This window comes from Mycoplasma imitans ATCC 51306 (genome assembly GCF_000518305.1).
Taxonomy (GTDB): domain Bacteria; phylum Bacillota_I; class Bacilli_A; order Mycoplasmatales; family Mycoplasmoidaceae; genus Mycoplasmoides; species Mycoplasmoides imitans.
The window spans coordinates 12,183-32,454 of sequence record NZ_JADI01000007.1; the positions used below are offsets into that span (position 1 = coordinate 12,183).

Genomic DNA, 20,272 nt, shown 5'->3' on the forward strand with positions numbered 1-20,272 from the left:
TTATTAAACTCCTTTTTTTGTTTCAACATTACTGTTATTATTTAACGATTGATCAGACGGTTGTGTAGGAATTGCTTGTTCTTGATCATCATTGATCTTATTTAGAGTTTCTAAATAAGTATTAATATTCTTTTTAACAATTCTTGTGTATTGTCTTGCTAAGATGACAATAATCATAAATAATGCTAGATTCAAACCTAATAAAAGGTATAGATCGATCGTTCTACCAGCGTTTAGATAAACACCCTTAACTAAAGTAGCAATCATTAAACCAAACCCGATAACAAGCAATAAACTAATAAGTGTTTTTAGATGTTTGGTTGTTTTATTTGTAATCTTATCTGCATATTTATTACCAACTCATAGTTGATAATTCAATCAAACACTAAACCCAATAAAGATAACCATAAAGATCGTTAAAGCTATCTGAATAAATAAGTAATTAAATACTGAACTTACTACAGATGTTGTGGTTGTTGTGGTCGATGTATTCGCTCCATTAATTGGATCTGGAACATAATTAATTGTTGTGTTATACAACATAATCTTTTGATCAAATAAAGCAGCATCAATAAATAATACAATTGCTGCAAAAAGAATCAATACAAAAATTCATTTTAGTGTTCTTGATAGTGAATCAACACTTTTAAATCAGTTAGCAGTTTTATTTTCTAATTGTGCTTGCTTTTTAACTTTAGTTTGTTCAGATGAACCGACTTCAATTTGAGTTATCGGTTGGTCTTTTAAATTCTTATATAATTGATCATAAATTCCTTTATCTAAGAATTTAGTTACGGAATAAACAAAGGCGTTTGGCACCTTATCTTTAGCAAATTGTTCAAAAACGTTTGTAGTTACAATCACATCTGCGTCGGCTGGTAAATCTTTTAGTGCACAGTTAGTTACATTATCGTTTACATTATTTTCTTTTACTCATTTTCGAATGATGCCAGCAGCCATAGCTGATGAACCCATTCCAGCATCACAAGCAACAACTAAGTTTTTAACGTTAGCTCAACTAAATGGTTTGGTATTAACATTAGGTTGTTTAGATTTAAAAGTCATTCCAGAATCACTGAAGATAATTTCTTGAGTAGCTACTACACCTTTTTGATTTTTCTTTTGTAATCAATGAATAACAGATGCAGCACTAAAAGTTACAACTGTTCCAGTTAACACACCCGCTATATTAATTCCTAACAATTTAGATGTTGGTGATGTTGATACAACTGAGATAATTGATCCAGGTGAAACGATTGTTGAAGTTCCGCCATCAGCAAAACTAAATACAGTCATACTAGCAGCTGCACCTAGAATTGTGCTAATAATAAAGATTGGTCTTTGTACTACGTATACGTAGTAAACTTCATGGATTCCACCAACAAACTGAACAACAGACGCTCCTGCTGCATTGGCTCTTTCAGCACCTTTTTTCCAAAAAACAAATGATAATAATAACCCTAAACCAGGTCCGCCGTTTCCAGCATATAAGAAATAAATTGAATGAGGATGAGCAACACCGTTAAGTTGTTGTTGACTGATATCATTTAAACCTAATGGTGACATTACTCCATAGTTAAGTGCGTTGTTTAAAAAGATCGTTCTTAATGGTTCAGTAAAGATCGTTAGAATCGGATAAACATAACGGCTTTGTCCAAAGCTGTTAATAATCATCGTGATTAAGATTGTTACTCCATACATGATTCATGGTCATACATAAAATAACACTAATCCCATTAAGATGGCGATGATTGCTAATGAGAAGTTACGAATTAACATCTCAAAGCCAGGACGAACGCTGTCAATGTAGTTTTCTTCAATTGTTTTAAAGATCTTAGTACCTAATGGTCCTACGATCATTGCTCCAATAATTTGGTTTGGATCTCTTCCAGCAAAACCGTTGAAAACGTTTCTTTGGATTATTTCATTATAGGTAGTTGTACCCATAACTCTAAACCCGTTTGTATCAACGATAAAATATTGTTTATCGTTGATTCCTTTGATTAGTTCTTGACCGTTATAGAATTTATAGTTATTTGCATTAAACTCATAAACGATTTCACCAGCGCCATACTGGTTTCAAATCGTTGTAGTTCCTACAATAATAATCGTGGTTAATAACGCCGAGATTGCCGCTCCTCGTATCCCATAGATCATCTTACCTGCGTTGATAGCGATTAATAATGGTAATAATCATTTAATACCAATTGGTACTAACTTACCTAACTCAGGTGCTTGAAACCACCCGTGGCTATTTGGACTGTTGTATAAGAACGCAGATGCTCATAGACCTCAGGCAATAAACACACCAATAGTTGGCATGATCATTCCACCCATAAAAGACCCAAATTTTTGGATCTTTTGCCTAATCCCTGAATCTGAGTGCTTCTTAAAAACACGCTGGGAATCATCAGATTTCTTTTGATAAATTCATCCGTGTGCTTTTAAGTATTCAACAAATTTATACTTAAAATTACTCATAGATTAAATTAAACATATAGTTTAATTTTAGAATCATAGACCAGCTAATTTTTATTACTAATAAAAATAAGAAATAATTTGGTGAACAAAAATATTGTTAATTTAAAAATTAATTTTAAACAAAAAGAAATTACCGCATTTTTCAATAATTTTATAGTGTAATGATCATCTTGATAACAAAGAAAAAACACCAAGAAAGTCTTGGTGTTTTTTTATTATTTATTAAGTAATAGCTTAACTTAATCGTTCTTTTTTGAAGGTATCAATTAATTCTTTGTACTCTTCTTTTTTCAAGTATTGATTTACCCCATATACATAACTGTTTTTGTATTTCTTAGAAACGTAGTCCACAAACGTTTTTTGGGTAACGATGATATCAATATCGTGTGGTAAATCTTTAATTGCGCAGTTAGCTACTTCAACATCTTTAATGCCGATATTTTGGATCATTTTTTTGATCATACCAGCACCCATAGCAGATGATCCCATACCAGCTTCACATGCAAACATCACTTTTTTAGCTTTAGCTACATAACTACTTAATTCGTTGCTTGTAACTGTTGTTTGTTGCTCTTCTTTAAGATTAATTGATTCGATCGTTTCTAGAGTTGAATTAATTGGTACTCAATCGATTTGATCTTTGTAATAAGGTTTGTTTACTCATTTACCATCGTTTTCAACTTTAGTTAGTTTTAGAATCTTTTCATTATATTCAGCAATTAAATTATCTTCAAGAATTTTGTAATTAGCAGGGTTAGATGATTTGATTTCACCAAGCTTGTTAGCTAGTTCAGTGTTTAGTTGTTCAACTGTGCTCTTGTCAAGTTCTTTTTGTTGAATTGAATCAACGAACTTAATAGTTCGTTTATAAAATTCCATCTGTTTTTGAACGTAATCTACAGCTTTAATTTCATTTTCTTCAACAGATACTTTTACGCGTTTAGCATCAGAGTGTTGCATCTTTTTGATCTTGAATTTTAAATGATCAATCTGACGCATAAATTTGTAGTCAGCATCAGCAACTTTTAAGTTGTAATCAATATTTACATTTTCAATACTAAAGCTGTCTTGAGGATTAATTTGTGCAAGCAGGTTATTTTTTCATTGATTAATTTCATCAATGCGTGCATTGTATTGAGAGGTTAGACTTTCAATTTGTGAACTTCAAGCTTTAATCTTTTCTTGATGTTTGTGTTGCTCAACTGATTGACTAAATCCAGGTTTGTCAAAATACTTTTCAAGGTATTTTTCTTTTAACCCGTTTTCTTTTTGATACTCTTTGTATCTAAAGCTTACGATTCGTTTGGTATTATCATTGATTGGGAAGTATTCTTTTGAACCATCACTTAATGTGATAACTTCTCATAAGTAGTTATGTTCATCAGTTACTTTTTGATAATCAATTACTTTTATCTTTCTTGATAAGTTGATATCTTTAGCAAGATCGAATTGTTCTGATTTGTAAATCTTAGAGATTAGTCTTAATTTTGTTGGTGAGAAGATAATTCTTTGACCAGTGCGGATATTTTTTCATAGTAAGCTAATTGAAGTTAGACTAAATACGATAGCAGCTGAACCAAAGATTGCAATTGTTAATGCTAAATAGTTAAGCGGTTTAGATGAATATACCGATAAATAGTTCATAATTACACTACCTGGTGAAGGAGTGAAGATACCACCAAATCCAAAAATTTGATAAATTGCACCTGCAAATACACCACCAGCCATAACAAACAGCAAGTTAAGTGGACGCATCAATACAAATGGATAGTAAACTTCGTGAATACCACCAATGAAGTGAATTGGAGTTGCAGCAGTAGCTTGAGCTTTCTCTTCTTTTGTACCTAACAGAATATAAGCTAATAATAACCCTAATCCTTGTCCTGGGTTTGGATCTAGATAGAATAATGGAGAATATCCAATTCTAGCTACTTCTTGATAACCCAATGGCCCTAAGATTCCGTGGTTTACGGCATTGTTTAAGAATAGAATTTTTTCTAATTCAATAAATATTGGTAAGATGAACAATAATTTTGCATCGTTAATTCCTTTAATAATGAAGAAGAATACAACTTGCAATAAAGCCATCAATGGACCAATCGCTCAGAACGAAACAAAGATTGCGATACAACCAAAGATTCCTAATGAGAAGTTATTAACTAACATCTCAAAACCTTGTTTAATTTTATCTTTATATAGAGTTTCAAACTTCTTGAACAGATAAGCAAATAACGGCCCACAGATTAATGCACCAAAGATCATCGGTGATGTTCCTGTGTTGATTAAAGTTATATTACCAGTAATCTGAACTAAGATCGCATTAAATGTTCATAGGTTTTGAATTTCAGATATTTGCTTAGCATCTTTATCTAGCTGGATCATTGAATAAGAGATTACACCAAGCGTTGACACAAAACCAATTAGTGCACCCCTTCATCCATAGATCTGTCGACCACCTAGAAACGACATAATTAATGGAATTAAAAACAATATCCCAAACCCAATAACGCGATCCATTCCATATAGATATTTGATTGAATCCGCATCAGATCACTTATCAATTGGAATGTTCTTTTGATATGCTATGCCAGTTTTTACCCCAAGAATAATCGCGGTAAATAACCCTCATGCAATCAATACACCAATTGCAGGAATAACCATTCCTGCCATGAAAGAACCAAACTTACGTAATTTGGCTAAAAAACTTTTTGAATGAACTTGCTTATTACCAAACTGTTTCAAGTTTCCTGTAGTTGGTGACTTATAGGTTACTTCATAAACAGTAGGTTTAAAAACTGAAACCATAATTAATTTTCCTTATATCAATCATCATTTAGTGCTAGGTTAGCATATGAATCACAACCATTATGAGTAGTAGATTTGTGAGTGTTAAAAGTTTGTTCAAGCGTTAAAGTGTCTTCTGGTTTTAATTTAATCTTTACCCCTTTAACGTTTTCTTTAATTTCACTTTCAACAGCACTTCGTACTACTGGACAAAAACCTAAACTAGCTGAGTATGCAATCATTAATTGTGCAACACTGCATGCGTATTTTTTTGCCATTTCAGACAATAGTTTATTGCTAAAATTTAGTTTAGCATTACCCATCGCTCTCCAGCCTTGCATTGCAATTTTGTGTTCCTTACAATATACAATACGATCTCTTCTAATATATTGCAGGTTAGCTTCGTTTTGAACCACTTCGGGATATACACCAGTTTCGTTGTATAAGATTCTGATCATATCAGGCTCAAAATTCGAGACGCCAATCGTTTTCACGAGACCTTTTTTCTTACATTCGATTAATTCTTTTCATGCCATAACGTTCATCGTGTTATCCACGTGAGGACGATGTAACATATAACAATCAATCAATTTTATGCCTAATCTTTTAAGCGACCCTTTTAATTCTTTTTCAACGCCGTTTTTAAAATCTGATGGTCAGATTTTTGATTGTAAAACAGGTTGAACAAATTTTGGATCTTCTTTTTTAAGTTTTTTTAAAGCTACAGCTATTAATTCTTCTGTCTGATACAGTTTTGCTGTATCAATAAAATCATACTTAGCTTTAATCGCCCATTTAATGGCGTTATTCATCTCGTTTTGATTTAAAATCTTGTATGTTCCAAAACCGATTTTAGCTTTTTTAATATCACTCATATCCTTTATCTACTATCCATGTATTTTTTGCCAATGCTATATATTTGATCTAGAATTTGATGTTTATAATCATGATTTACTAAAAATTCATATACAGGGATAAAACGTTCATTTTTACCGAATTTTTGTGAAATATTTCGACAAACACGTTTAATTTCATCCATTAAATATTTGTTAGAAAAACGTTCAATATTTTTTTCTAAGTATGCTTTAGTTTGATTAAGATCAAGATTAATAAGTTTTGATATCCCAACACTTAATTCATCAACAAGCTGACTTATTATTGGCTTTAATAAATCATCATTAATCGTTTCATTAATGTATTTCTTGTTATGTAATCAACCTAAAAGACCAATGCAAAAGTGTAAACCATTTACACCGTAAAATTTCTTATTAAAAAAGTTGTCGTAGTTTGTTTTAATTTCTATTGATCCATTTTTGAATAATCAAGTTGAATCATGAAACTGTTTTGAATACCAAACACTAAAGAAGTCTTCAACTAATAAATCTAATTGATTTTCTCTTTGATTTGGCACTAAACGATCAACAACAACATTTATGTAAGTTAATTTATCTTTTAGTTCGGGATTAGTTTCAATAACTTGTTGATAAAGATTTTGCGATGCTTTATATCCGTTTTCAAAACAAGCTAAAGAAAGCTTATCTATCTCATTTCTTTTAGTTAGTCCTTGTTGAATTAATTCAACAAGTCCAATTAAATTTTTTGCGCCAATTGATGTTGTTATCATTGAAGCTTTAGTTATCATCTCAACTATTTTGGGATTATCAACCCCAAGAACAAGTCCAGAACAATCTGAGATATTAATCTTTTCGTTTGAAGGTAAAGTTATGATTGTATATTGGTTTTTAGTATTGATCTGATCAATCAATTCTTTGTTTAAATCAATAAAAACTAATTGAACCTTGTTAATTTTACTAACATGTCCAATTAATCCTCGTCCAATATTTCCTGCGCCAAAATGTATAACTAAATTATTCATTAGCAGCAATCATCCAATCTAAAACCTGTTTAGGTGTTAATTTATCTTGATAAAAGAATGATTTAACTTCATCCTCATCACCAAACGCTACTCCAATACTGCCAATCACATCTAAAGTTTCATCACCAACAAATGCTAATCCTAAAATAACCTTAACTTCTTGGTTATCCCATTGAATTGGATTCTTAAGAACTAAGATGCAAATCCCATTCTTTTTGATTAGATTTTTAGCTTCAACCATTCCGTGAGCAATAGCAATATAATTACCTATTGCAACGCTTGTTAGTTTGTCGCGATCAATCATTGATTGATGATAACCATCATCAACAGATCCTTGCTTGCTTAAATTTTCATAAACAAGTTTAAAAACCTCGCTTTTGTCAGAGGCTAAAACATTCACAAAGATGTTTTCTTCTTTTAAATATTTATTAATCATTCTCAAATTGTTCAGATTTATAATACAATTAATTTCACTCATTTTTAATGAAAAATTTTTAATCAAATCACAAAGTGGTTAACAATAATTAAAATGATTTATTCATCATTTTATGTTTTTATAAAAACAATGATTTTTCTTAATAAAAATAAAAAAATCTTCTTTAATTAGAACTTAAAGAAGATTTATGAAATTTATATTAATGGTGGAGATGACGGGAATCGAACCCGTTTCCACAATCGACTCATCAGATTAGTTTTATTTACAGTTTAGATACTTGTTAATCTAAAACCAAGTAATAAGTATCAACATCTTGGTCCGTAGTAATCGTTAGGTCAAAAAAACTGATTAATCAATATTAACAGTAAAACTATAAACGAGTTACAAGATCTAGTTTTATCCTAATTTCTAGGTTACAAAAAACCTAGTACGCTATTTATTATTTATTTAGAAGTTTAAAGCGTAGTTGTTTGATGCTAACTGATTTAAAACAAAGTTTTCGTCAGCTAGTTCTTTTGAAGTTTTGTCGGTTATTATTACCTTGAGCTATAAAGGGCAGACCCTACTGAACTAATAAGTTTATCAATCATGTCGAAGCCTTGACATCCCCATGAATAATAAATATTTATTTGTCTAATACTAGACGGTTAGATTTTAATTAAATAAAATAATTTATTAATAAATCTTATATTATAAGATCTTATAGTTTTGAAAAAAGTGATTAGTAAAGATATAAAAGTAACCAACACAATAACACCTAAATAAAAGTGAATGGTTGGTTATTAATTAAGAAATTATTAATTAAATTGCGTTCAAGAAGATAAAATGACCTAGATTAGCTGCTGTGTTAGGGTATTGAATACCGTCACTTAGTTGAACGGTTTTTCAAGACACTAAATAAAGATTAAATGAAAGTGTTTTATTTGTTTCATCAAATACAGGATCGCTAAATAGTAAGTAGAAAAGATCTAAGCGATATAGCTCTACATTATTTCTTCTGTATAAATCTTTTTGTTGTTGTGTTTTATAATCATCTACTCAGTTAACAATTTGTTTGTCTAATGAATGACCATCGTATTTTATTAATGATAAGAAAGCTGCATAATCATCTCTTTGTAAGTACAATTCAGTCGCTCATTTAGATTTATCCTTATATGTTTTAGAATCATCATTAGGAGATGCTAATAACTGAGAATTGTTATTGTTTGGTTGAGGATTATCTTTAATTTCTTTAATTTTTGCAGCTAACTCAGTATCATTTAAATTTGTATCAATATCAATAAGTCTATTAGACAAATTACCACCATACATAGCTGTTATATTCTTAGGGTTCGTAGCGATGTATGTTTTGATAAAGTTTACAGAATTCTGATTAAATGGATGTACTAATCTATATTGATTATTTGCAATATCAACATTTATATCTCTTTGTTCAGAAAAATTTGGCGCATTAACTGTTTTAGGATAGCCTTGACTAACCGGAGTAGGTTCTTTATTTGCTTCATTATTACCCATATCAGGTTTGGTGTTGTTAGGGTCTTGAGGTTTTTCAATAGGTTCTTTTGTTGGAGGGGTTTGGCCATTTGACATTTGATTACCACAAGAACTTAAAAACAATCCACCACTAATTAATGCTAAACTAGACAATACTAGAAAACGCTGCCTCAATTTAAGTTTCATGAATTTATAATCTTATTGCTAATTGATTTTATTTCTAATAAATTTAAATCAATGTCGTATTAACGACGATAAACAAATTAATCACTATTTATATAATTATAAATAATATTAACTTTTTATTATATTATAAAACAAAACACTTCATCGGTTAATATTTTCATAACCGATTAATATATTGCATGAGTTATATCATCAAAAATTTGAAATGAAAACAATGAATAATGATCTTAATTGGGATCATGGCTTGTATTGTCTATGTAGTGGTTTCTGGTTTTGTAGTGCTAATCATTCAGAACTTTGTTGATCTGATTAGTGGAATTAAAAAACCGGATTGACTAGTTCCAAACCCTAATGATAAATTAAGAGCTACAATTAATCTTACAGCTCTGAGTTTGAGTTTGATCATCATTAGTTTCTTTATTAAAGTTGTAGGTAGAATTATCTTATTAAAACAAACTTTATTAGCGGCAAATTTATTAAAAAACGATTTGTATTGTAAGATTAATTCAATCGGTTTACAACAATTTTATAAATACAAAAGGTCAACATTAATTAATCGACTTAATGTTGATTATTTTAAGCTAGAAAAAACAGCAATTAATGTTTTAGTTTACATGATTGAAAACATTTTTGAAGTAGCTGTTTATATCGGTTTTTCAATCGTGTTAAGTGATTATTTATCTTTAATTTATTTAATCTTTATACCAATTGTAATTTTTTTGATCGTTCAAGGCTCAAAAAGAACCAAAGATCATTACAAGAAAAGTTATCAATCCTTAGATAACTTAAATCAAGTTATACGCGAAAACATAGTTGGTGCTAAAGTAATAAGAACGTTTAATTTAGAAGATTTTCAAACTTTAAGATATGATAACCATCACAAACTATGATTCAAATCTATTTTAAGAGCAGATTTAATCCTAACTGTGATGTGGCAATTAATATTTTTAGCCATTAATATTTTTATTACTTTAACTTTAGTGAGTGCTGGTTATCTAAATAAAACTAATTCATCTTTAACACCAGGTGTAGTAATCGCATTTTTAAACTATCTAACTTACACTAGTTACGTTGTAATTGGAATCTGTGATTACGTTTTAAATATTCTTAAAACAAGACCTGTAAAACAACGTATAAAAGCAATTTTTGAATTAAAAGATGACACTGATAATAACAAAGCAATTTTTGATGAAATTATCGGCAAAATTACGTTTAATGGTTTAAATTATAAATACGAACAAAACAACTTTAATGTTCTTAATAATATCAATTTAACAATCAAACCTAAAGAAAATATTGGGGTAATTGGATCAATTGGTTCTGGTAAATCAACTTTATGCAAATTGATTGCTAAAATTAATAACGCTTCAGATAATATGGTAATGATTGATAATGTTGATATTAATAAATATCAAATCAAACACATCAGACAATCGATTGCGGTTGATTTTCAAAAGAAACAGTTATTCTCTGGAACAATTCGATCAAATATTTTAAAAGCAAATCCAGACGCTGATCAAGATCGAATTAATCAAGTAATTAATCATGCTTGTGCAAATGAATTTATTGATAAATTTGAACAAAAACTAGATCATAACTTAATTGAATTTGGTAATAACTTATCAGGTGGTCAAAAAGCTAGAATCTGTATAGCAAGAACACTAATCAGAGATAGCAAAATTATGATTTTTGATGACTCATTAAGTGCACTTGATAACATTATAGCTAAAAAAGTTTTAGATAACATTTTATCTAACTATGAAAACAAGACAAAGATCTTTGTAAGTCAGCAAATCAGAACAATTAAAGATCTTGATAAGATCATCGTTTTAGATCAAGGTAAGGTTGTAGGTTATGATAATCATCAAAACTTATTAAATTCTTGTGAAGTCTATAAACAAATTTACGATTCACAAAAACGAATAGGAGATGATGTTTAATGAAGCACTGAAAGCAACTATTCTTATTACTTAAAAATGATAAGAAAATCTTGATTTTAACGATGATTTTAACAATTTTCAAATCTATTTTTAAGATTGGAAGTTCAATCATTTTTGGTTACGTAATTCAAAATATTTTTGTTAATATTACAACCCAAAATCCAGTTGTAGCTCAAGAAAATTGAATTAAATTATTACAGTTCTCTGGAATTCTAATCGCAGTTTATTTATTGTTGTTTGCCTGTTATATTTCAAGTTCGATAATTACACTTAAATTAGCGTATAAAACAACGGTAAAAATAAGAGATATTGTGTTTAGGAAGATTCACAAAATAGACTTATTAACATTAGAAAAAATGATGAACGGTGAAGTGATTAATAAGATTGCAGTTGATATCGATTTAATCTCTGCTAATTTATCAACATTTTTAAGTGAATTATTTTCAACACCGATCGTCACAATCTTTATCTTTGTTGCTATTTTTGTAATATCACCATACTTAACGTTAATTACAATCGGATTAATGCTGATTATGTTTTTGGTTCAAATGATTTTAATTAAAAAAGCCAATGCTGCGCAAGAAAAAAGTTTAGCTTTGTATGAAAAATTATCAACTTTTATAGAAGAACATATCCAACAATACGAGCTGATTAAATCATTAGATATTACTAATGTAGTTAATAAAGAATTTAAACAATTGTGTGATGATTATCTAAAAGTTAATCTGAAATCAACTAAGCTATTTAGCATGATTTACCCAATTAATTTCTTATTTGAAGACACGGTAATTGTTAGCGCATTTATCTTTTCGTTGTTATTTCAAAGCTTCAATATTAGTTCAGGTTCACCAATACCATTTTTAAATCAGGTAAATTTAGCACTAATCACTACATTTAACTTGATGTTAAGATTTGCACTAGGTGAGTTAGGCTACTTGTTTAAAGTATCAGCTGATATCCAAATAACTTTTGTTTCAATTAAAAGAATTCAATCATTCTTAGATCTAAAACAGAAGTTTGCATACCAAAACACACCAGTTGAAAAACTAAAGTATATTAAGTTTGATAATGTAAGTTTTTCATATGATAACAAACATTTAGCTCTAGATCGAGTTAGCTTTAAAATTGATGCTAACACTTCAACAGCAATCGTAGGTCAAACTGGTTCAGGAAAATCAACGATTATGAATTTATTATCAAGATATTATCAACCAACTAATGGTAAGATCTATTTTAATGATCGTAATTACGAACAGATTGATGAATATCAATTTAATCAAAAGATCAGCGTTGTTTTACAAGACAGCATCATGTTTAGTGATACGATTTACAGCAACATCGCTTGCGTCAAGCCAGATGCAACAAAACAAGAAGTAATTCAAGCTGCTAATGAAGCTAATATCAATGATTTTATTAGTAATCTAAAAGATGGATATAACACGATCATTGATGAGAATCAAAGCAATTTTTCAAGTGGTCAGATTCAACAAATTGCATTGGCTCGTGCATTTTTAAGCGACGCTGATATTTTGATTATGGATGAAGCCACATCAAGCGTGGACTCAAAAACTGAAAAGCTTATTCAGGATGCGATCTTCAAACTAATGAATAAGAAAACTGTCATCTTAATCGCGCACAGATTATCAACAATAGTTAATGTTGATAATATTCTAGTAATGCAACACGGCAAGATTATTGAAACTGGTAGCCACGAACAACTTATTAATAAAAAAGGATATTATTATGATCTTAATCAAGCTAATGTTGATGAATCTACCTTGATGTAACGTGTTTTTTGGTATAATATAAAGGACTTATTTATAAAAATAAGCAAAATTAGACCAATAATCTAGTTTCAACCGTTTAGTAGTGGTATCTAAGTATCAAGTTTTATCTTGATCACCATGATAACGAGTCTATCTGGAGGAAATACAATAAGATGTTTGCAGTTATTGCATCAGGTTCAAAACAGTACCGCGTTAAGTTAAATGATGAAATCTATGTAGAAAAATTAAATTCTAAAGTAGGTGATAAAATCGTTTTTGACAAAGTGTATTTCGTGAACAATACTTTTGGTAAGCCTTTTGTTAAAGGTGCTTCTGTAACTTGTGAAGTACTAAAACAAGGTAAACAAAAGAAGATTAATGTGATTAAACACATTTCACAAAAACACCACTTAAAAAAATACGGTCACAGACAACCATACACCAAGCTTAAAGTTGTAGCAATCAATCACGGATAATAATTTAACAATGATTACAATAACTTTTTATGCTAGCGCAATTAAGGTAAGTGGTCATGCATTTTTTGCTGAATACAACCAAGATATTGTGTGTGCAGGAGTTAGTGCGATTGTTTTTGGCGGGATTAATTATTTTTCACCAAAAGCAGTTAAAGTGATTAAAGATTCACAAAATAGCACAATCTTTTTTGAGTTATTAGAAGTTGATAGTAAAAACTTAGTCGCTATTGATGTGATTAAGACCCAATTATCAGTGATTGCTTCAGTCTATGATCAACACATCAAGATCATTGATGAAACAAATCGAATCGTTATAGGAAAATAAAATGAAAAAAATCTGATTTCACTTAGACCTGCAATTTTTTGCTTCTAAAAAAGGTGTGGGTTCAACTAAAAACGGACGTGATTCAAATCCAAAGTTTTTAGGTGCAAAATTAGCTGATGGCCAAGTTGCTAAAACCGGTCAAATTATCTACCGTCAAAGAGGTAATAAAATCTGACCTGGTAAAAATGTAGGACAAGGTAAAGATGACACCCTATTTGCATTAGCAGATGGAGTAGTGCGTTATACTAAATTCTTAGGCAACAAAACCAAAGTTAGTGTTGTTGAGCAATCTAAGTAATTTTAAAAAATAAATAATTAAAATAAAGCCAAGCAGTAAAACCGCATTTGGTTTTATTTTTATCTATATATGAAAACAAACAAAATTAAGTATTTAGGTTGTTTTGCGGGCGCAACCAAACCTGATTTTATGCTGGGAATGGTAAAAACAGTGGTTGATTATGGCGCAACCAGTTTTATGTTTTATAGTGGACCTCCCCAAAGTTTTAGAAGAACACCAACCGATCAATTTAAATTAGATTTAGCTAAAAAATATTTAGCTCAAAATAATCTGGGTGATTTAGGTGATAATTATGTGGTACACGCACCTTATTTAATTAATTTAGCTAATGGTGATAAAGTTAAGCGCGAACGCAGTTTTAATTTCTTTTTAGATGAATTAAAACGTACCTACGAACTAGGTGCAAAATATTTTGTTTTACACCCAGGTTCAGCACTAAACGTTAAAGATAAAAAAGAAGCATTAGACAATCTTGCTAATGAATTAAATCGAGCAATCTCAATGACAAAAAATACAATTATCTGTCTTGAGACAATGGCAGATAAAGGTCAACAAATCTGTTCAAAATTTGAAGAGTTAAGATATGTAATTGATAAAATTAATGATCAATCAAGGATCGGTGTTTGTTTTGATACTTGTCACGTTCATGATGCTGGATATGATTTAGCTAAAACACAAGAAATTATCGATCATTTTGATCAAGTAATTGGACTTAAGTACTTATTCGTAATTCATTTAAATGACTCTAAAAATCCAATAGGATCTAAGAAAGATCGTCATGCTAATTTAGGTTATGGTCATATCGGTTTTGAAAATCTGATTAACTTCATTTATCACAAAGAAATCTGCAATAAAATCATCATTCTTGAAACCCCATGAATTGATCATCCAACCAAAGGTGAGATGCCATTATATAAAGAAGAAATTAAAATGATTCGCAATAAAAAATTTATTGAAGGACTAGTTAATGAAGAATAATAACCAGCTCGATTATTATCTAAGTATTCTAAATAAAAACAAATACCGCATCACTAAACCAAGAAAGCTAATTCTTGAATGTTTACTTGATGATTTTAACTACCATTCAATTGAAGATATCATCCAACATATCTACAAAAAAACTAAGAGCAAACCAAATGTATCTTCGGTATATAATTGCTTGCAAACTTTTATCCAATTAAAGATTGTCGATTCGTTTTTAAACACTTCGCATGATATGAAGCGTTATTATACGATCAAACATGAAGTACACGAACATATTTATTTCATAAATAACCAAAAAAACGTTAAGCAAAATCTGAGCACAATTATTATTCCCAAAGAGATTAATGATCAATTAAAGGTTTATTTTGATCAATTAGGGATTGTTAATCCGCAATTTTATATTGTGGTAAGCGGAGATAATGATAAAGCAATCAAACCACATAAAAACGATGAAAACAAAGAATAAAACATTTCATACGATCAACGAGATAATTGATGATCTTAAAAACAGCGAACTAATTAATGATCAAAACACCCAGTTTTATCTATCTCTTTTAGAGATGATAAAAGCCGATATTGATAAGAAAAATTTCAAAAAAGCTTTATTAAGTATCCAAGAAGAATTAGATACAGACTATCTGCCGTTGGGATTGATTGAATATTTCAAGCAAGCACATTTAGTTACCAAACGCTTAATGTATGAAAATGAGTTTGATTGACTAGAAAAACTTGACAAACAAGAGTTGATTAACAAAACGGTTGTTAATTTTCCAGATAACTTATGATACTTTGATTATTTAGCAACCAAAGAAGAAAATTACTGAAATATTGATGATTTCGAGTTTTTTCGACATATCTTTATTACTAAGACGTACGATAACAGCGATAAGTTAGTAGCAGCACAATTATTACAAAAGATCGATCCTTTTATCAACATCAAGTTTGATGTTTATAATAATAAACTTAAACAAACGTTTAAGATTACCTTAAAAAAAGATGATATCTGAGCCACTAACACCCAAGATTATTTCAATAACGTCTTAGATCAGATCGAATCTAGTTTTTACAAAGATCCATCAAAAGAACAATTGGCTTCAGAGATCGTTAATAATATTATGCAAGATTATTATCCCGCTCATCCAGATCTTGTTAGTGTTGATGAATTAGCTAAAGGAATCATTCAATACGTTAAAAATTGTTTTGATAATAAAAAACCCGATCAGAAGATTAATGAAATCGTTTATGATGTAATCATAAACTGTATTGAACAATAAAATTTTCTTATTGTAAAATAGCAGAAGTATAATATTGTTTGTAACCAGGAAAAATCATGTTTAAAATTCGAGAAAAAACTAACGTTGATCATAAGATTAAATACATTGTTGATGTTGATCAAAAAACCTGAAATGAAGTTTACCAAAAGAAGGTAAATGCTGCTGTAAAAAACGTTAAAATTCAAGGTTTTAGAAAAGGACACGTACCTTATGAAGAAGCGATCAAATACATTGATCGTTCTAGATTATTTGATCGTGCGATCAATGAAGTTGTTCAACCAATCTACCAAGATTTAGTTAAGCAAGAAAAGATTAAAGATTCAGAAGATATCTTAGAAGAACGTCCAGAAGTAGACGTAGTAGAAATTGATGAAAACAAGTTATCATTAAGCTATAGTTTTGAAACAATTCCTGAAGTTAAATTAGGAAACTATTCAAAGATTGGTGGGTTTTTAACAGAAACTCCTGTTAAAGAAGAAGAGGTTCAAGCTGAATTGGTAAGAATCTTTAAATCAGCTGGAAAATTAGTTGATAAAAAAGAAGGTTCAACTCTTGAAAAAGGCGATATTGCCTTCTTAGATTTCTCTGGTGAGATTGATGGCAAAGCTTTTGAAGGTGGTAAGGCAAAAAACTACGAATTAGAGATTGGTTCTAATTCATTTATCCCTGGTTTTGAAGACCAAATGGTGGGAATGAAAGTTGGTGAAAAGCGTGATTTAAACCTAACTTTCCCAAAAGATTACCACGAAAAAACTTATGCAGGTAAGCCAGTATTATTCAAGGTTAAATTAAATTCAATGAAAGAAGTTCAGTTACCTGAAATGACTGTTGAAAAATTAAATGAACTTATGAATAGTAAGTACAAGACTTTGGATGAAGCTAAAGAAGATATCAAAAAACGCATTGATAATAACAGAAAAGAACATGCTAACCAAATGAACACAATGTTATTAACTCAATTTGCTAATAACGATTGTGAATTTTCACACATTCCAAAAAGCTTAATTGATCGTGAAGTAAACTTACTTTACCAACAGTTCGCTAACCAAATGCAACAGATCAAAATGACTGTTGAAGATGCGCTAAAAGTTCAAAACCAAACTAAGGAACAACTTTTTGAAAGACTAACTGAACAAGCTACTAGAGCAATTAAACTAGTTTTAGTATTAGAAGAAATTAGTGATCTTGAAAAGATCAGCATAACTGAAGCTGAAATTAATCAAGAGATTGAACAACGCGTTAAGGAAATTACTAATAATCAAGAATTACCAAAAGAACAATACGACGCGATTAAAAAATATTTAGAAAACCAAAAAGAACTGATCGAATCAATGTTAACTAATAAGAAAACAGTTGATTTAATCATTCAAAAAAACCTAGCTAAATAATAATAACCTCCTCCTTAATTAGCACTTAAATTATTTGAGTGCTAATTATCATGGTATAATATTACTTAGATAGTTCTGTTTGAAAGGAAAAGAACACACTTAAACTCATGGCAACATCAAAATCAGCACAAAAAGCACCTTTATTAATTTCGCGAAAGATGGTTGTATTTCCTTACAACCAATACGTTTTAAGTATCGGTCGAGCACGATCGATGAAGCTTATTAAAAAAATAAAAGCTCAGCGTAGTGAGGAATCAGAAAAAAGCAAATCAAGCCAAACAAAAAAAGAGTTTGAAAAGATTTTGGTTGTTGTCCAAAAAAACGATACCATTGACAAGCCGACTGTTAGTGATATCTACAAATATGGAACTTTATGTGAAATAACTAAGATTAAAGAAGAAGTTGATCAAGAAACTGGTGAAGTTACTTATGAAGTATCAATCCGTGGGATTGAAAGAATTAAAATTAGCACTACAAGTCTTAAAAATGTTTCACTAGAAGATTACATCGATCCAATTAGTTATTCAATATCTAAAACTTATTTATCAATTAAGCCTGAAGAATTATGAGATAAAATTCAAAAAGAAGGTGTTTTTGATGAAGCAGATCTAAAAGAGATGACAAAAACCGATCTGACTACAAGAGAGTTAGATCGCATCTCATTAAGTTTAGCAGCTAATGCTAACGCGACATTTGGTTCTGAACTGTTATCAGAACATAATCAACAAGCAATCTTAGAATGTGATGATATTAAAGAACGTTTTGAATTTTACTTTAAGATTTGAAGAAAAGTTCAATCAAATATCAAAGCTAACGAACGTAACGAAGATATTAAACAAGTTGAACGAATGATTGAGCTGAAAATGAAAAAACAGCTTACTAAGCAACAAAATGAATATTATCTTCGTGAAAAATTAAAAACGATTAAAGAAGAGCTTGGTGATATTACCAATAAAGAAGATGATGTTGAATCAATTCGTGCTAAGGTTAAAGCCAACCCATATCCACAACACATTAAAGATCGAATTTTAACCGAAATTAATCGTTATGAAGCCACAGCTCCCCTATCTCAAGAAGGGAATGTTATTAAAACATATTTAGACTGGTTAATTAACTTACCTTGATGACAGACTAAAGAAGATAACTTTGAGATTGAAAAAGTAACTAAAACCTTAGATAATAACCATTACGGTCTATCTAAAGTTAAAGAAAAGATCATTGAATACTTAGCATTAGCAATGAGATCTAAAAATGCTAAAGGTCCAATTATGTGTTTAGTTGGTCCTCCTGGAGTTGGTAAATCATCATTAGCTAAATCAATTGCTGAAGCACTTAACAAAGAATTTGTTAAGATTTCGCTTGGTGGTGTACACGATGAATCAGAAATTCGTGGACACAGAAGAACTTATGTAGGTTCAATGCCTGGTAGAATTATCAAGGGAATGAAAAAAGCTGGGGTGATCAATCCGTTGTTCTTATTAGATGAAATCGACAAGATGGGTCAATCAGTTAACCACGGTGATCCAACAGCAGCATTATTAGAAGTGCTTGATCCAGAATTAAATAACAAATTCAATGATAACTACATTGAAGAAGATTATGATTTATCAAGCGCAATGTTTGTAGCAACTGCTAACTACGTTGAGGGAATTCCTGAAGCGCTTTATGACAGAATGGAGATTATTGAATTAACTTCATATACTGAACATGAAAAATTATCGATCGCTAAGAATTATTTAATTCCTAGATCATTAAAAGAAGCAGAATTATCAGATAATGATCTAAGCTTTAGTGATGAATCAATTATGTACATCATTAAGCACTTCACTAAAGAAGCTGGTGTAAGAAGTCTTGAACGGGTATTAAAACAGATCGTTCGTAAGTTCTTAGTAGCAAGCTTAAGAGATAAGAAGTTAAAAAAACAAGTAATCAATATACCTGAAGTAAAACACTACTTGAAAAAAGAAGTGTTTGATTACACCCAAAAAGATGAATTCTCAATCCCTGGGATCGTTAATGGAATGGCTTACACCCAATATGGCGGAGATCTATTACCAATTGAAGTAAGTATTGCCCAAGGTGGTAAGGGTAATGTTGTGATTACTGGTAACTTAAAAGAAACGATGAAAGAATCGGCTAACGTTGCTTTAGGTTATGTAAAAGCAAACGCTGCTGAGTTTGGGATTGATTATGAAATATTCCAAAAAGTCGATCTTCATATACACGTTCCAAGTGGGGGAATTCCAAAAGATGGTCCAAGTGCAGGTACGGCACTAACAACTGCGATTATCTCAGCCTTTACTAATAAAAAAGTTAGTCCATCAGTAGCGATGACTGGTGAAATTACTTTAAGAGGTAAAGTTCTACCTATTGGTGGGGTTAAAGAAAAAACGATTTCAGCACATCGTGGTGGCGTTCGTACGATCTTCTTACCTGAGAAAAACGAAAACCACTTAGATGAAGTTCCAAAAGAGATCTTAAAAGATTTAGAGATTATCCCAGTTAAGGAATACAAGGAAATATACAAAAAACTCTTTTGTAAATAATTAAATAATAAAATTATC

At 30.2% G+C, this 20,272-nt stretch carries 16 protein-coding genes, 1 other RNA gene and 1 other annotated feature; of the genes, 10 read left to right on the forward strand and 7 right to left on the reverse strand.

What is annotated here, in order from left to right; all coding sequences use genetic code 4:
- Positions 1 to 3: 3 nt before the first annotated feature.
- The 7 genes from P690_RS03900 to P690_RS0100585 form a co-directional block, all read right to left on the reverse strand.
- Positions 4 to 2,481 carry a PTS transporter subunit EIIC gene (locus tag P690_RS03900; RefSeq protein WP_051420950.1) on the reverse strand — a complete coding sequence of 826 codons (2,478 nt, stop codon included), beginning with the start codon at positions 2,479 to 2,481 and terminating at the stop codon, positions 4 to 6.
- 234 nt (positions 2,482 to 2,715) lie between these two features.
- Positions 2,716 to 5,286 (reverse strand): PTS transporter subunit EIIC, encoded by a 2,571-nt coding sequence (locus tag P690_RS04485; protein WP_245576639.1) that lies wholly within the window; start codon positions 5,284 to 5,286, stop codon positions 2,716 to 2,718.
- A 2-nt stretch (positions 5,287 to 5,288) separates the two neighbouring features.
- Positions 5,289 to 6,140 (reverse strand): aldo/keto reductase family protein, encoded by an 852-nt coding sequence (locus P690_RS03910; protein ID WP_051420951.1) that lies wholly within the window; start codon positions 6,138 to 6,140, stop codon positions 5,289 to 5,291.
- 5 nt (positions 6,141 to 6,145) lie between these two features.
- On the reverse strand, positions 6,146 to 7,141 hold the full coding sequence (locus P690_RS0100575) for a mannitol dehydrogenase family protein (protein ID WP_027121866.1): 996 nt from the start codon (positions 7,139 to 7,141) through the stop codon (positions 6,146 to 6,148).
- Positions 7,134 to 7,577, reverse strand: a complete 444-nt coding sequence (locus tag P690_RS0100580; RefSeq protein ID WP_051420952.1) for a PTS sugar transporter subunit IIA — start codon at positions 7,575 to 7,577, stop codon at positions 7,134 to 7,136. Before P690_RS0100580 ends, P690_RS0100575 begins: the two co-directional genes overlap by 8 nt.
- A gap of 203 nt (positions 7,578 to 7,780) precedes the next feature.
- Positions 7,781 to 8,187, reverse strand: a transfer-messenger RNA (tmRNA) gene (gene ssrA, locus P690_RS04220).
- Between the two features lie 191 nt (positions 8,188 to 8,378).
- Positions 8,379 to 9,257 (reverse strand): hypothetical protein, encoded by an 879-nt coding sequence (locus P690_RS0100585; RefSeq protein ID WP_027121868.1) that lies wholly within the window; start codon positions 9,255 to 9,257, stop codon positions 8,379 to 8,381.
- 179 nt (positions 9,258 to 9,436) lie between these two features.
- Here P690_RS0100585 and P690_RS04225 point away from each other — a divergent pair, with 179 nt between their 5' ends.
- From P690_RS04225 to lon, 10 genes are all read left to right on the forward strand, one after another.
- On the forward strand, positions 9,437 to 11,197 hold the full coding sequence (locus tag P690_RS04225) for an ABC transporter ATP-binding protein (protein WP_156920489.1): 1,761 nt from the start codon (positions 9,437 to 9,439) through the stop codon (positions 11,195 to 11,197).
- A complete protein-coding gene (locus tag P690_RS0100600) occupies positions 11,197 to 12,984 on the forward strand; it encodes an ABC transporter ATP-binding protein (protein WP_036459444.1) in 1,788 nt (595 codons plus the stop codon). Before P690_RS04225 ends, P690_RS0100600 begins: the two co-directional genes overlap by 1 nt.
- A 60-nt stretch (positions 12,985 to 13,044) precedes the next feature.
- Positions 13,045 to 13,125: a sequence feature (ribosomal protein L21 leader region), on the forward strand.
- A gap of 11 nt (positions 13,126 to 13,136) precedes the next feature.
- The gene (gene rplU / locus P690_RS0100605) at positions 13,137 to 13,439 is read left to right on the forward strand and encodes a 50S ribosomal protein L21 (RefSeq protein WP_027121870.1); all 303 of its coding nucleotides are present in this window, start codon (positions 13,137 to 13,139) and stop codon (positions 13,437 to 13,439) included.
- Positions 13,440 to 13,449: 10 nt separating this feature from the next.
- Positions 13,450 to 13,764 (forward strand): ribosomal-processing cysteine protease Prp, encoded by a 315-nt coding sequence (locus tag P690_RS0100610; protein ID WP_027121871.1) that lies wholly within the window; start codon positions 13,450 to 13,452, stop codon positions 13,762 to 13,764.
- Position 13,765: 1 nt separating this feature from the next.
- Positions 13,766 to 14,062 (forward strand): 50S ribosomal protein L27, encoded by a 297-nt coding sequence (gene rpmA / locus P690_RS0100615; protein ID WP_027121872.1) that lies wholly within the window; start codon positions 13,766 to 13,768, stop codon positions 14,060 to 14,062.
- Between the two features lie 69 nt (positions 14,063 to 14,131).
- Positions 14,132 to 15,040 carry a deoxyribonuclease IV gene (locus P690_RS0100620; RefSeq protein WP_027121873.1) on the forward strand — a complete coding sequence of 303 codons (909 nt, stop codon included), beginning with the start codon at positions 14,132 to 14,134 and terminating at the stop codon, positions 15,038 to 15,040.
- Positions 15,030 to 15,512, forward strand: a complete 483-nt coding sequence (locus P690_RS0100625) for a transcriptional repressor (RefSeq protein ID WP_027121874.1) — start codon at positions 15,030 to 15,032, stop codon at positions 15,510 to 15,512. Before P690_RS0100620 ends, P690_RS0100625 begins: the two co-directional genes overlap by 11 nt.
- Positions 15,496 to 16,320 (forward strand): DUF3196 family protein, encoded by an 825-nt coding sequence (locus P690_RS0100630; protein WP_036459447.1) that lies wholly within the window; start codon positions 15,496 to 15,498, stop codon positions 16,318 to 16,320. Before P690_RS0100625 ends, P690_RS0100630 begins: the two co-directional genes overlap by 17 nt.
- 56 nt (positions 16,321 to 16,376) lie before the next feature.
- The gene (gene tig, locus P690_RS0100635; RefSeq protein ID WP_027121876.1) at positions 16,377 to 17,708 is read left to right on the forward strand and encodes a trigger factor; all 1,332 of its coding nucleotides are present in this window, start codon (positions 16,377 to 16,379) and stop codon (positions 17,706 to 17,708) included.
- Between the two features lie 107 nt (positions 17,709 to 17,815).
- On the forward strand, positions 17,816 to 20,254 hold the full coding sequence (gene lon / locus P690_RS0100640; RefSeq protein WP_027121877.1) for an endopeptidase La: 2,439 nt from the start codon (positions 17,816 to 17,818) through the stop codon (positions 20,252 to 20,254).
- The last annotated feature ends 18 nt before the right edge of the window (positions 20,255 to 20,272 follow it).